This window comes from Pseudoalteromonas sp. BSi20429 (genome assembly GCF_000238895.1).
GTDB lineage: Bacteria > Pseudomonadota > Gammaproteobacteria > Enterobacterales > Alteromonadaceae > Pseudoalteromonas > Pseudoalteromonas arctica.
Window position 1 is genome coordinate 47441 of sequence record NZ_BADV01000023.1, and the last position, 13250, is coordinate 60690.

A 13250-nucleotide genomic window follows, 5' to 3' on the forward strand; every position below is an offset into this window, starting at 1 on the left:
TTAAAATGCTCATTGCGCTGGCTATAATTATTGGCTTTTTTTACTGGTTACCTTATTACCTATGTCGTACAGCCAGCATTACTTAGTGCGTAGCTGCGACTTTGTGCGCTTACAGGTTTTTTATATTGCCAATTTTGTAGCTGTTACTTCGTTGTTTTTATTATGGCAAAGTAGCGAAATAGGTTACGTGTTTATAGCCTTAACCTCATTACTTATAATGATTTTACAAGGTAAATGGATTTACCCGTATACGTGGCTTGCTAAAAAAGAAGTGCAAAGCGCACCTAAGCATATAGATCATAGTATAAGAATTATGTCGGCAAATGTGCTTATGTCGAACCATAAAAGTGAGCAGTTAATTAGTCTTGTTAATGAGCATCAACCCGACCTACTTATTACGCTTGAGAGCGATAGCTGGTGGGAAAATAAATTATCAGTCATTAAAAAAATTACCCGTATTACATAGAATGCCCTAAAGATAATCGTTACGGCATGCACTTATACAGCAAGTTTAAAATACTCGATGCACAAATATGTGAGCTAATAGAAGAAGATATTCCCTCAATTCATATTCTGTTTGAAAACGATGAAGGCCTACAAATGCAAGGGCACTTTATTCACCCCGCACCACCAAGCCCAACGGAGGAAGACTCATCACGTCCGCGCGACTCAGAGCTAATAATGGTGGCTAAAGCACTTAAAAACCCAACACGACCTACCATAGTTGCCGGAGATTTAAACGACGTAGCGTGGTCGCGCAGCACGCGTTTGTTTATGCAAATAAGTGGCTTTTTAGACCCTCGAAAAGGCCGTGGTTTTTATAATACCTTTCATGCAGGCTACTTTTTTATGCGTTGGCCGCTCGATCATTTATTTCACAGCGAAGGCTTTAAAGTAAAACGTATTAAGCGCTTAGCTAAATATGGCTCAGATCACTTTGCGCTACTCACTGAGCTTTCTTACGAAAACGCTAATCAGCAATCATTAGAAACTAAATCGGCGCAGCACAAGCAAGAAGAAATTCAAGAGCTTGCTATGAATAAGGCAGATAAGCGAAAGGTGCCGAGGTTTGATTAGTAACGTTAGATATAGCGGTATTTATATAAAGCATTGAGTTATTAATAGCTGAAGCCTGACTTGTGTTGAATTGTTACTGTGTTATTTGGTTTATACTTTATTTTTAATATATATACTTGTTTTCTTAGAAGTAAAGAGTGGTAAAGCTCTCAAAATAAGCGCTGGCAATTAACTTACCTTGTTTGTACTTTTTAGTCATTGAGAATAGCGTTAATACGTTCAAAACGTTGGATGTTCGATTATATGTTTGAGTTTTTTCGGCTTACTTTATTGGTTTTAGGTGCTATTCCTTTACTTGTATACCCATTTGCAGTTATCGCTAGTCTTATGGGCTTAGGAAGCAAGCCTAGTATTAATATTCCATTGTTTAATAGAATCATGAATAAATTTTTTCTATGGGGCGTTTTAATATATCCCATGGTGTTTTTTGGATGCTATTGGCTTAGCGATAATTTTGTAGAATATGACCTTATATTGGCTTCTCTGCCCATGTTTTTTTTACTATTACTCTGGGGCAGTTTTCGCTTTATGGATGCTCCAGCAAAATACGAAACGTAAAATGGGCACAAAGTTTATTGAAGTTGGAAAATATAAATCAGATAAACGAATTAACTCGATTATTATGCAATTTAGTTTATTCACTAAGCGTTCGATAGCTTTTCTAATACTAGGGCTTGAGAAAAAGCGCTTTGAGTACCTAGCTAAATATTACCTAATCATTCTCCATTCCTCATCAAACTTTCTCGTAAAATACCAAGAGCCAGCTATAAGTAACGCTAGTAAGCGAAAAATAGTAATTGATGTAACACATCATGTAGGTTGGTTAGGTTTAAATGCTAGACAGTTCTCCCGTGCACTTAGAGGGTTCCGAAATCTAATACATCCTTATGAGCAAATGGCTAGTAAAATGTACCCTGATGTCGATACATGTGATATTTCTTGGCTAGTTGTTCAGGCCGCAGTAAATTATTTAGCTAGAGCATTGAAAAACGACTAAACACTTAAGTGATATAAGTGTCTACGATTAAATATAGAATTAGACCACGATATTTATTCCCCATTAAAGGCTATGTTTGCAGTCTTTGACTCCTCAGATTAAAAGCGCGATGTAAAATCGCACCTACGAATATATCCAAAACACGGTACTATCTCTTACTAAAAACTAAGTATTGTCTCCTGAAAACTACTTTCTAAAAGTCATAAAAAAGCCTAAAAGTGGTTACCCACTTTTAGGCTTAGTAATTTTGTGTTTTAAACACATATTAGAATCTGTATTTAAAACATTTATGCAGCTAAATTAGTTGGCGATCATAATGCTTTTAACATTAACAAATTCGCGCATACCAAAACCGCCGTGTTCTCTGCCGTAGCCACTGCCTTTAACGCCACCAAATGGTAGGTTAGGTTGTGCTAAACCGTAGCCGTTAATGTTGATCATGCCGGTGTCGAAGTACTTTTTAGCAAGCTCAATCGCTTTTTTCTCATCTTTTGAGAAAATACCACCGCCTAAACCGTAGCGAGAATCGTTGGCGATGCGCATAGCATCGTCGTTATCTTTCGCTTTAATAAGCGAAGCGACAGGGCCAAATAATTCGTCATCGTAGGCCGGCATGCCAGGTGATAGGTTATCAAGTAGCGTTGGTGGGTAGTAGTAACCTGTTTGCGATGGTATTTCGCCACCCGTTACTATGTTTGCACCTGCTTTAACTGATTCCATTACTTGGTCGTGAATGCCGTCGCGTAAATCTTCACGAGCCATTGGGCCTAAGTCTGTGCCATCTGCCATTGGGTCGCCCATTTTCATGGCTTCGAACTGCTCTTTAATTTGTGCTTTAAAGTCATCGTAAAGTGACTCAACAACAACATAACGTTTAGCTGAAACACACGTTTCGCCGTTATTGATCATGCGACCTGTTACACAGGTTTTAACTGCAAGCTCTAAATCAGCGTCATCGAGTACTAAGTATGCATCGTTGCTACCCAGTTCTAACACTGTTTTTTTAGCGTGTTTACCCGCTTCTGCAGCTACTTTTTTACCTGTGGCATCACTACCCGTAAAGGTTACGCCGCTAATTGCTTTGTGCGCAATGAGTGAGCTGGCGGTTTTACCGTCGATGAGTAAGTTGCTGAAACAGTACTCAGGGAAACCGGCTTGTTTAAATAGCTCTTCAATTTTTTCAGCCATGCCAAATACGTTACCAGCATGTTTTAATACGGTTGTGTTACCCGCCATTATGTTGGCAGCACTGTAGCGAATTACCTGATAAAGCGGGAAGTTCCAAGGTTGAATACCTAACAGTACACCTGTTGGTTGGTAGCTGATAATTGCACGGCCGCCGTCCATATCACGTTCTTCGTCAGCAAGTACTTGTGGGCCTTGTTCGGCTGTGTAACGACAAATTCCTGCGCATAGTTCAACTTCTTGAAAGCCTTGCTCGTATACTTTACCCATTTCTTCGGTCATGAGTTTTGCGATAGATTCTTTTTGCTCTTCGAAAAGTGAGGCTAACTTATTAAGGTATCTCGCACGTTCAGTGAACGACGTTAAGCGCCATTTTAAATATGTTTCGTGAGATTTTTCGATTACCTGTTCTGCTTCTTTTTGAGAAAGTAGCGTGTAGGTTTCAATGGTTTGCTCAGTTGCCGGATTAATCGTTTTAACTGTGTTACTCATTTCTATCTCCTTACAAATTAATTATCTATAAGGGTGCAAAACGAAAGCCAATATCAAAAAAACAGTGTTAATTAATCTCAAGCTATTGAAATTTAGTATCTATTTTTGGTTTTTTATTCTGCTAATAACTTTTTACTACTATGAATATATTATCCAAAGCAGTAAAAAGTTCTGATTGATGCAAAATTTACAAGGTTGACTGCTCATGCTTATTCAACTTATAGAAGTTCTTTAGCAATGCGCTTTAGTAGGTAGGTTTCTCGTAAAATGGAGAGTCCTTGTTTTTCACTGTTAGCAAGTGTGCGCTCGTTATGAGCAATTGCATCGTTAATATCAACCCATTTAGCAGTCATGCCATTTTGCTGCTCATAATGCTCTAACTGTGCTTTGCCAAACTCGTCGGCAATATTACATACAAAGCAATACGATTTGATATGAATAATATCAAAGTCTTCTTTATACCAAGGGCGATACTCTTCATAGAGTCCAAAGGTTTTAACTACACTTATTTGTTGTGCACCGGTTTCTTCGCTTAGTTCGCGAATTAAGCCTTGTTCAATACTTTCTCCTTCATCTACTCCACCACCAGGTAAGCTGTAATCTTCATAGCGGTTTGTATACATTAAAAGTATTTTATTATTTTTAATAACAATGGCGCGAGCTGTTAAACGCGTAAACTGACTACCGTGGTCAATATTAATACCTGAATGAACTAAGGTTTTTAATTGCTGCATTTCATCTCCTTTTTTAAGCTTCTAATGATAACAGTTGCTACCATTCTACAAATAGAAACGATTTTAATTATTTTTCGTAATTTGTGATCGTTTTTTTTAAGCATACGTAAATATAAGGTTGGTAAAATAAATAGCATTGGATTACTTAGCTATTTAAGTAATTAGATTCTAGGCGTGCCTTTAAATTAATATTTAGGATGCGTAGAATAAGAAAAAAAGCATAGGGATTTATCATGTTAGACATACTTTTAGTAGACGATGACGTTGAATTTAGTGACGTTGTTTGCCACATAGTCGAATTCCTCGGCCACAATATAAGCACCGCCACCAGTTTAAAAGAAGCACATCAATGGTTTGAAAATAATACCTTTGACCATGTGCTACTTGATTTTATGTTACCTGATGGTAGCGGTTTGCACTTACTTGATCATTTAAAAACGATTGGGCAATCTCCAAAAATTACACTTATATCGGGTCATCCTTCAGTTAAAGGCATTTTAGCTGAAATGTGTGAGCCAAATGTAGGGCATTTATTAAAACCATTACAACGCGAAGATTTAGAACTCGTTTTAAATGGCCCTAAAAAAACAGTTAAAAAAGCCAAGTCGAGCGGTATTACACGCCACTTTGGTGGGTTAATTGGTGAGTCTGAGCCAATGCAAAAACTATACAGCATGATTGAACGCGTAGCTAAAACAAACGCTAACGTGATGCTTATGGGGGAAAGTGGTGCAGGTAAAGAAGTAGTGGCTCAAGCTATTCATAACGCAAGCCAGTGCGAAGGCCCATTAGTTGCTAGCAACTGTGGCGCACTTTCAAAAGAGTTAATTGGTAGTGAGTTATTTGGCCACGAAAAAGGCGCATTTACAGGCGCAATTGCACGTAAAGAAGGTGTGTTTGAGCAATCAAATAACGGTACTTTGTTTTTAGATGAAGTAACCGAAATGCCAATTGATATGCAGCCAAATTTACTGCGAGTGCTTGAAACTAAAAAAGTAACACGCGTAGGTGGTAACAGAGAAATACCAACCAATTGTCGTGTTATTTCAGCCACTAACCGCTCGCTTACCGATTTAGCGCAAAATAATATTATTCGTGAAGATATTTACTTTAGGTTGGCTGTTTTTCCTATTGATATACCGCCACTTCGCGATAGAAAAGAAGATATTCCTTTATTAGCTAAAGCATTTTTAGATCAGCTTAATGATGAAAACGGTACCCCATTTAGTTGGACGCCAGCGCAGCTCAAAGAGTTACAAAGCTATGAATGGCCAGGTAATGTGCGAGAGCTTCGCCACGCTATACACCGTGCATTTATTATGAGCGATCCGCAAACTAGCGATATTACTCTACCTGATAACTTAGAGTCGCCTTTTTCGCGCGTTAATAATCAAGCGGCCGAAAAGCCAGTATCAGCAGGACAAACCATTGAAGAAGTTGAAAAAGAACTTATTCATGCAACGCTTGATAAGGTGCAAGGTAATAAAACGCTTGCTGCACAAATGCTGGGTATTAGCACCAAAACACTTTATAACCGCCTTAATGCATATGGCGGTATTGGCGAATATAAATAGACTTGAGGAAGGGCATGACATCCGATAACCAAACAGAGCAACTAAATAAATTAGTACACGATGCAAGAGCGCCGCTTAATCGTATATCGATGAATGCAGAGCTTATTAAGTTGGTACTTGAAAACGATATGCCAAAAGAAAAAGCGCTAGATGCACTTGATAAAATTATTAACAATTGCCAACAGTGTAGTGAAAGTTTACAAAAAATAACTGACTCTCAATAAATAGTAAGTGTTGTACAAACTCTAATTCGGGAAGCTAAATGAGCAAGCAAAAACAGCAAGGTAAAGCGAATGTTACTTGGGCAGCTTTTATAGTTGTTGTGTTAAGTATTATTGTAGGTAACGCAGTTTTAGCATTGAATACGATTCAAGGTTTAACGCAAACCCAAAAGAGTTTAGATAACACTAATATGCTGACAACGGCAATTGAGCAACTGCATTTATCAATAGTGCAGGCTGAGTCTGGTCAGCGCGGTTATCTATTAACAGAAGAGACTGACTATTTAACGCCTTATTACGATGCTATTGAACAAATTGAAGCTCAAACAGATCATGTTAAGTCACTACACTCTGAGATTGACGGCCAAGCTGAGCGTATTGCTCAGTTGTTAGTACTAGTTGATAGCAAAATTAAAGAGCTGAAGCAAACTGTAAACCTAGCATTGGATGACAAAGAGCGACGTGCAATTTATGTGTTAAATACACATAAAGGTCGGGAGCTTTATAAGCAAATTAGAGAGTATGTTAATGAAATTCAAGACCGTGAATTACTCTTTAAAGTGAGCCATTTTTCAAAGTTAGCGCAAATTAAGAATGAAGCTAAAATCACGTTTGCTATTACAGCAATCACAAGCTTATTACTTATTATCGGTATGTTTGTAATGACACGTCTTAATTTAAGAAATGCAGCTAAGTATCGTTTTGAGCTTGAAAAACAAAACGAGACTTTAGCAACTAAAGTGTCTGAGCGTACGCAAGAATTAACGTTGTATTCTGACGAACTGAGCCGAAGTAATCGAGAGCTTGAAGAGTTTGCTTTTGTAGCGAGCCATGATTTACAAGAACCGCTTAGAAAAATTCAAGCCTTTAGTGACCGCCTAGAAACCATGTTTAAAGATGAGCTGGGTGAAAAAGGGATTGATTACATTGGCCGCATGAAAAATGCAGCGCAACGTATGTCTAACTTAATTAATGACCTATTAGAGTTCTCGCGTATTACTACACGCGGCAAAGACTTCGATGATACAAATTTAAACGAAGTAGTAACCGATATATTAAGTGATTTAGAGATTGCGATAAAAGAGTCAGATGCACAAATTGATGTAGAAGACTTGCCGGTTATTCAGGCTGATAAAAGCCAAATGCAGCAGCTGTTTTTAAACTTATTGTCGAACGCTGTTAAATTTAGGCGCCCAGATGTAAGTCCACATATAAAAATCAGCTATCAGGATAAAGACATATTTAGTGCGGATCATAATGCACATTTAAGTTTTCAAGTTATTACCATAGAAGATAACGGTATTGGTTTTTCACAAGACTATGCCGATAAAATATTTGTACCGTTTCAACGTTTGCACGGTCGCTCACAATATAAAGGCACAGGTATTGGCCTTTCTGTATGTAGGCGTATTGTGGAACGTCATGGCGGAATAATTACAGCAAAAAGTAAAGACGGTGAAGGTGCAACCTTCATTATAAAACTACCTGTGGAAGCTGCGCTTTTCACATTGCAAGGAGAGGCTTAAATGCCCTATTCAAAAGTAAAACCTATTACTATTTTAATGGCAGATGATGATGAAGATGATCGTTTGTTAACACAAGATGCCCTTGCTGAAAGCCGTGTACTTAACGAACTTCATTTTGTTGAAGATGGCGTTGAGTTACTTGAATATTTAGAACGTAAAGGTAAGTTTGAAGACAAAACAGTGTCGCCACGACCAGGATTGATATTACTTGATTTAAACATGCCAAGAATGGATGGTCGTGAAGCACTTGAAGCTATAAAAGCAAACCCTAATTTAAAGGGAATTCCGGTTGTTATTTTAACTACGTCTAAGCAAGAAGAAGACATGGTTAAAGGGTATAACTTAGGTGCCGCATCTTATATTACTAAGCCAGTGACGTTTGATGGTTTAGTTGATTTGATGAAAACGCTAGGAAAATACTGGGTAGAGTTTGTAGAGCTACCGACAACATTTAACGATTAATGGAGATTGTATGTTAGATAAAGTGACTCAGTTGCTGCTTGTAGAAGATGATGAAGATGATTACATACTCACCTGCGACTATCTGGACCAATTGGATTCACACACGTTTAACATTCAATGGATAAGTTCCCCAGAGCAGGCAATTGCGACGCTTAGCAAAAATGAGCATGACATTTGCCTGCTTGATTACCGCTTGGGTGCATCTAATGGTTTAGATGTATTAAAAGAAGCAATTGCCAATGGCTTTAGCGGCCCCATAATTATGCTTACCGGGCAGTCAAACGACGAGTTAGACTCGGCGGCGCTTGATGCCGGTGCAGTTGATTATTTAATAAAAACAGAAATGAGTTCGAGCCGCTTTGCACGCGCTATTCGCTATGCACTTGCTCGTAAAGATGTTGAAGGTGAGCGAGTAGAGCGTTTAAAAGCCGAAGCTGAAAATCGCTCAAAAGACCGCTTTTTAGCTCATTTAAGCCACGAATTACGTACTCCTCTATCGTCTATTTTAGGTTACACCGAACTATTAATGCAGAGCGACTTTAGTCAGCAAGCAGAAAATGAATTAGGTGTTATTTATCGAAACGGTAAACATTTATTGAGCCTGTTAAACGATGTGCTCGATTTATCTAAAATAGCAGCCGATAAACTAGAGCTTACCTTGAGCGAAGTTAACCTTGATAGCATGCTTGCCGATGTATACACGCTAATGCGCGTATCGGTGCTTGATAAGGGCCTTACGCTGCGATTTGAATCTCATCAGCCATTACCTTTGGTTGCACGACTTGATGCAACAAGAGTTCGCCAAATTTTAATAAATCTAATAAACAATGCGGTTAAATTTACCGATAAAGGCGAAATTGTTGTTAATGCATGGACGCAGTGGGTTGATGATCGCGAAATGCTATTTTTTAGCATTAAAGACTCAGGCATGGGCATTGCCCCTGAAAAACAAGAACTAATATTCAAGCCATTTGAACAAATAGCTGATGTAGAATCACGCTCTGTAGGTGGTGCTGGCTTAGGTTTGGCAATATGTGCTGAACTGTTAGCGCGTATGCATGGTGATATTAGTTTGCACTCTGAGATTGGCAAAGGCTCTACGTTTACTATTTCGATTTACCCAGGTGATATTAGCGAAGTAGAACGACAGGTACTTAATTTTAGCAGTGCGCCGCAACTACAGAGTAAATCGGCTCCATGCAAAGTGCATGGGCGAGTATTAGTGGTTGATGATTTACGTGATTTACGCATGCTAGTTGGTCATATGATCAGTACCTGTGGTGCGCGCGTCGATTATGCCGAACATGGCCAGCAAGCGCTTGAAAAAGTACGTATTGCAGATGCGTATAAAGCGCCTTACGATATTATTTTTATTGATATTCATATGCCTGTAATGGGCGGCAAGGAAGCTACCATAGAGCTTAGAAAAATGGGTTACAAAGGCCCAATAATCGCGCTCACTGCAGCTACTATGAAAGGCATACATGAGGAGCTTGCTGCACTTGGCTTTAACGATGTAATACCAAAGCCTGTTGATAGCGCGGCTTTATATCAAAGTTTGCAAGATTATTTGGTAGCGCCAGAGCATGCACCGCAAGCTAAAGATATAAATTGTAGCAATGGCTTAACCGAGAAAAAGCAGCGCTTTTTACTTGTAGAAGACGATCACGATGCAGCGCAAATTACGCAGCTACTTTTAGAAAGTCTAGGCGTTGAAACCGTCATTGCGTCTAGCTGCGCACAATGTTTGCAAATACTTAATCACGACCAGCAATTTAATAAGGTATTGTTAGACATGCATTTACCCGATGGGCGTGGCATTGATTTAGGCCAGCAAATTAATGAGCGATATCCAGAGCTACGCTTGGTAATTGTAAGTGGTGCAGAGCCAGACCCTAGAGAAATAAAAGATTTAAATATTGACCGAGTTTTACTTAAACCTATTAATTTGAGCTTACTTGAAACGCTTATTAGCTAGGGCCTGTTTATCTTTCGAGGTTAAATTTACAGCAGTTTGTTTGGTATTTAGGCAAGGCAGAGTCTATGTAGTGTGGTTATTCCCCATAAATAGGCGATAACGTAGCACAAATGCCAAATATGCGCTGCCCGAAGGGTTCTGTCCAGGGGCTATTTACTCTTTGTTGCCTACATGGATGTAGGTAAGGGGCGTGAGCAGGACGCGGAAGCTTTGCTCGGTTTTTACTTAGCCCACTAGGTTACAAATCTCGCGCCGCGATTAAATAGCCCCTAGATTGAACAAATTTTAATCCTGAAAGGTCAACAGGTCCAATAACTGAGACATTATTTATATGCATTCAATAAAGTTAGTATCTGAAGAATTAACACCATCAAAAGTAGTGTGTGTTGGGCGTAATTATACCGCACACATTGCAGAGCTAAATAACGAAACGCCAGATCAAATGGTCTTATTTAATAAGCCAAATAGCGCAATTACTAATACGTTATTTGCAGCTCACAACGGCGATACGCTGCATTATGAAACCGAGTTGTGTTTTGTAGTTAAAAATAAAAAATTTGTAGGTGTTGGACTCGGCCTTGATTTAACTAAGCGTACTGTGCAAAGTAAATTAAAAAATAAAGGGCTTCCATGGGAGCGCGCTAAAGCGTTCGACGGCTCTGTAATTTTAACTGATTTTGTAGCGCTAACTGATGCAATGAAGCACTTTACCTTTGAACTTAAAATTAATAATGAAGTGATTCAGCGAGGTGATACTCATTTTATGCTGCACAACCCTGACTCAATTTTACAAGAAATTAGTGAATTTATGAGCTTAGAAGACGGTGATGTAATAATGACAGGTACACCGTCGGGCGTAGGTGAGGTAACAGCTAAAAGTATTTTTGCAGTGGCGCTTTATGCTAATGATCAGTGTTTGCTTGAGCATCAGTGGCAAGTAAGTAAAAATTAATGACTTGCTGTTGGTAGTGTTTATCAAAGTCAGTAAAGGTGGTTTTAAGCCAATTATGCTGACTTTGTTGATACTCAGGCGATTGAAGTACATTATTTTTTAATGCGCGGTTAATTTTTTTAAGGGCTTGCTCTGCAAAATTATTAGGTGCTTTAGCCGCACAGCCTATTGCTCCTCTTATAAATTGAATGTCATTTTCTGCAATTGGCACACTTTCTATATTCGTATACTCCCCTTGTTTATTAAAGTAATCAGCCATAAACGGGTAATCAATTGAGTAGTCTAAAAAGCCGTGACTCAAGCGTGCTATAACAGCCTGACTTTCATTTTCGCTACTCCAACTTAACGAAGACTCTTTATCTCGTTTTGTATTTTCAATAATTGTATTAATTTTAGTTGTAAATTTACGAGCAGCCGCTTGCCCGTATACATATTGCGGGTCGGTTAATAAATTAATAAGGTGAATAGGCGAGCCGTGCTTTTCTTCTAATTGCGGCTTTAGCTCTTTAGTCGTGATAATTGAAAATGGGGGATATACCGTTGTTGGATTTGAGTAGTTAAGCTGTTGGTTATTATTTTTTTTATAAATAACACACGGGAAGCATACGTTTTTTCCTTCATTTAAATATTTATTTATACGCTGCTGAGGAACAATTAAGCGGGTATGTTTTACATCAGTTATGGTTCTGATGAGTTGCTCGGTTAGGTTGTCGCAAATTCCACCTTGTGGTGCACTTTCGCTTTTAGCTATATGAAAAGGGGGCGTGTAACTTTGCAGCCAAATAATTTCTTCTAGAGGCTGTACTTTTTGCTCAACAGCGTACGCGTTAAATACAATTAATAAGCAAAATGCATAGTATCCGTTTTTCAGCATTGATAAGTGTTCGTTGAATTAAGAAAACCTAATAAAAGTATAGTGTTGGTTGTAGTAGGGTCAAATATTTTAGTCAAAAGCAACCTCATTCAAGGCTGCTTTTAACTCATACATGCTTAATAAGGCATCGGGTGGTTTCTAAATATAGTGTTAATCTCACTAAGAATTTCGTCGTTTAGCGTTATGCTAAATGCGTCTATATCTTCCTTTAATTGAGCTATAGATGTTGCTCCAATAATTGAAGAAGTTACGCCATCTACTTGGTTACACCATGCTAAGGCTAGTTGTGCTGGAGTAATATTGTTTGCATGAGCCAGCTCAACATATTGCTTAGTTGCTTGCTCTGCATTGGGTGTATTTCTAAAAATACCGTTACGCTGCATGAAGGTCCAACGAGATCCTTCTGGGCGAGCACCGTTTAGGTATTTACCCGTTAATAAACCGGCTGCTAAAGGCGACCACGGTAAGTAGGCAATATCTTCGTGTACACATTGTTCTATTAAATACGGCCAGTCTTTAGCGTGCGCTAAGCTAAACTCATTTTGAATAGATACCATACGCGGTAAGTTATGCTCTTTGGCCAAACTTAAAAACTGGCTTATACCCCATGGCGTATCGTCAGATAAACCGCAGTGCTTAATTTTACCTGCTTTAACACATTCATTAAGGCCTTCTAGAATATCAAGCATACTAGCTTGTTGCTCTTGTGTATTTACGTCGGTAAATTTAAGAGTGCCGGGCCACTGTCTGCCAAAGTGCGGGGTAGAGCGGTTTGGCCAATGCAGCTGATATAAATCAATATAGTCGGTTTTAAGGCGCTTAAGTGAATCGTCTACGGCTTCTATTACCGTTTGGCGCGTAATATTGCCACCATCACGTACCCACGATAATCCATTGCCTGCAATTTTTGTAGCAAGTACCACATCGCTGCGCTTTTGCTGATTACGCGATAGCCAATCGCCAATAATCTCCTCGGTTTTACCATAGGTCTCTGGCGAAGGAGGTACAGCATACATTTCGGCTGTATCAATAAAGTTTACGCCTTGCTCTAGCGCGTAGGCTATTTGTTCATCAGCGTCGCTTTGAGTATTTTGTTTACCCCAAGTCATACTCCCTAGGCACACTCGAGATACGTTTACGCCACTGCTACCTAGTGGGTTGTATTGCATAAAAATTCC

General features: G+C 38.9%; 12 protein-coding genes and 1 pseudogene. 9 read left to right on the forward strand and 4 right to left on the reverse strand.

Annotated elements, in window-relative coordinates; all coding sequences use genetic code 11:
• Positions 1–5: 5 nt before the first annotated feature.
• The 3 genes and pseudogenes from P20429_RS20250 to P20429_RS14615 all read left to right on the forward strand — a co-directional run bounded on the left by P20429_RS20250 (position 6) and on the right by P20429_RS14615 (position 2074).
• A pseudogene (locus P20429_RS20250) lies at positions 6–1077 on the forward strand (endonuclease/exonuclease/phosphatase family protein).
• 243 nt (positions 1078–1320) lie between these two features.
• Entirely contained in the window at positions 1321–1635 is a 315-nt protein-coding gene (locus P20429_RS19250; RefSeq protein WP_033026440.1) for a hypothetical protein, read from the forward strand.
• Position 1636: 1 nt separating this feature from the next.
• Entirely contained in the window at positions 1637–2074 is a 438-nt protein-coding gene (locus P20429_RS14615) for a hypothetical protein (RefSeq protein WP_007581515.1), read from the forward strand.
• Positions 2075–2374: 300 nt separating this feature from the next.
• Here P20429_RS14615 and P20429_RS14610 read toward each other — a convergent pair whose 3' ends face one another.
• Together P20429_RS14610 and P20429_RS14605 are read right to left on the reverse strand one after the other, a co-directional pair.
• Positions 2375–3751: an NAD-dependent succinate-semialdehyde dehydrogenase gene (locus P20429_RS14610; RefSeq protein WP_007581517.1), complete on the reverse strand. Its 1377-nt coding sequence runs from the start codon at positions 3749–3751 to the stop codon at positions 2375–2377.
• Between the two features lie 218 nt (positions 3752–3969).
• A complete protein-coding gene (locus P20429_RS14605) occupies positions 3970–4485 on the reverse strand; it encodes an NUDIX hydrolase (protein ID WP_007581518.1) in 516 nt (171 codons plus the stop codon).
• A 233-nt stretch (positions 4486–4718) separates the two neighbouring features.
• On the opposite strand from P20429_RS14605, the gene P20429_RS14600 reads away from it, so the two are divergent.
• The 6 genes from P20429_RS14600 (at position 4719) to P20429_RS14575 (ending at position 11198) form a co-directional block, all read left to right on the forward strand.
• Positions 4719–6059 (forward strand): sigma-54 dependent transcriptional regulator, encoded by a 1341-nt coding sequence (locus P20429_RS14600; RefSeq protein ID WP_007581520.1) that lies wholly within the window; start codon positions 4719–4721, stop codon positions 6057–6059.
• A gap of 14 nt (positions 6060–6073) precedes the next feature.
• Positions 6074–6283: a histidine kinase dimerization/phospho-acceptor domain-containing protein gene (locus tag P20429_RS14595; protein ID WP_007581523.1), complete on the forward strand. Its 210-nt coding sequence runs from the start codon at positions 6074–6076 to the stop codon at positions 6281–6283.
• A 38-nt stretch (positions 6284–6321) separates the two neighbouring features.
• Positions 6322–7806: an ATP-binding protein gene (locus P20429_RS14590; protein ID WP_007581524.1), complete on the forward strand. Its 1485-nt coding sequence runs from the start codon at positions 6322–6324 to the stop codon at positions 7804–7806.
• Positions 7807–8268 carry a response regulator gene (locus P20429_RS14585; protein ID WP_007581526.1) on the forward strand — a complete coding sequence of 154 codons (462 nt, stop codon included), beginning with the start codon at positions 7807–7809 and terminating at the stop codon, positions 8266–8268.
• 10 nt (positions 8269–8278) lie between these two features.
• Complete coding sequence (locus P20429_RS14580; protein WP_007581527.1) at positions 8279–10246, forward strand: hybrid sensor histidine kinase/response regulator; 1968 nt, start codon at positions 8279–8281, stop codon at positions 10244–10246.
• A 331-nt stretch (positions 10247–10577) separates the two neighbouring features.
• Complete coding sequence (locus tag P20429_RS14575) at positions 10578–11198, forward strand: fumarylacetoacetate hydrolase family protein (RefSeq protein ID WP_007581529.1); 621 nt, start codon at positions 10578–10580, stop codon at positions 11196–11198.
• Here P20429_RS14575 and P20429_RS14570 read toward each other — a convergent pair.
• Together P20429_RS14570 and P20429_RS14565 are read right to left on the reverse strand one after the other, a co-directional pair.
• On the reverse strand, positions 11149–12072 hold the full coding sequence (locus P20429_RS14570) for a hypothetical protein (protein WP_007581531.1): 924 nt from the start codon (positions 12070–12072) through the stop codon (positions 11149–11151). The two genes, P20429_RS14575 and P20429_RS14570, sit on opposite strands and share 50 nt — an antisense overlap.
• A 116-nt stretch (positions 12073–12188) precedes the next feature.
• A complete protein-coding gene (locus P20429_RS14565; protein ID WP_007581532.1) occupies positions 12189–13241 on the reverse strand; it encodes an aldo/keto reductase in 1053 nt (350 codons plus the stop codon).
• Between the last annotated feature and the right edge of the window lie 9 nt (positions 13242–13250).

What these genes read in the sequence shown, in the direction of transcription:
- P20429_RS14615 (WP_007581515.1), top strand. Translation starts at nt 1,637, where the DNA reads ATGGGCACAAAGTTTATTGAAGTTGGAAAATATAAATCAGATAAACGA.
- P20429_RS14585 (WP_007581526.1), top strand. Translation starts at nt 7,807, where the DNA reads ATGCCCTATTCAAAAGTAAAACCTATTACTATTTTAATGGCAGATGAT.
- P20429_RS14570 (WP_007581531.1), bottom strand. Translation starts at nt 12,072, where the DNA reads ATGCTGAAAAACGGATACTATGCATTTTGCTTATTAATTGTATTTAAC.
- P20429_RS19250 (WP_033026440.1), top strand. Translation starts at nt 1,321, where the DNA reads ATGTTTGAGTTTTTTCGGCTTACTTTATTGGTTTTAGGTGCTATTCCT.
- P20429_RS14575 (WP_007581529.1), top strand. Translation starts at nt 10,578, where the DNA reads ATGCATTCAATAAAGTTAGTATCTGAAGAATTAACACCATCAAAAGTA.
- P20429_RS14610 (WP_007581517.1), bottom strand. Translation starts at nt 3,751, where the DNA reads ATGAGTAACACAGTTAAAACGATTAATCCGGCAACTGAGCAAACCATT.
- P20429_RS14565 (WP_007581532.1), bottom strand. Translation starts at nt 13,241, where the DNA reads ATGCAATACAACCCACTAGGTAGCAGTGGCGTAAACGTATCTCGAGTG.
- P20429_RS14580 (WP_007581527.1), top strand. Translation starts at nt 8,279, where the DNA reads ATGTTAGATAAAGTGACTCAGTTGCTGCTTGTAGAAGATGATGAAGAT.
- P20429_RS14605 (WP_007581518.1), bottom strand. Translation starts at nt 4,485, where the DNA reads ATGCAGCAATTAAAAACCTTAGTTCATTCAGGTATTAATATTGACCAC.
- P20429_RS14595 (WP_007581523.1), top strand. Translation starts at nt 6,074, where the DNA reads ATGACATCCGATAACCAAACAGAGCAACTAAATAAATTAGTACACGAT.
- P20429_RS14590 (WP_007581524.1), top strand. Translation starts at nt 6,322, where the DNA reads ATGAGCAAGCAAAAACAGCAAGGTAAAGCGAATGTTACTTGGGCAGCT.
- P20429_RS14600 (WP_007581520.1), top strand. Translation starts at nt 4,719, where the DNA reads ATGTTAGACATACTTTTAGTAGACGATGACGTTGAATTTAGTGACGTT.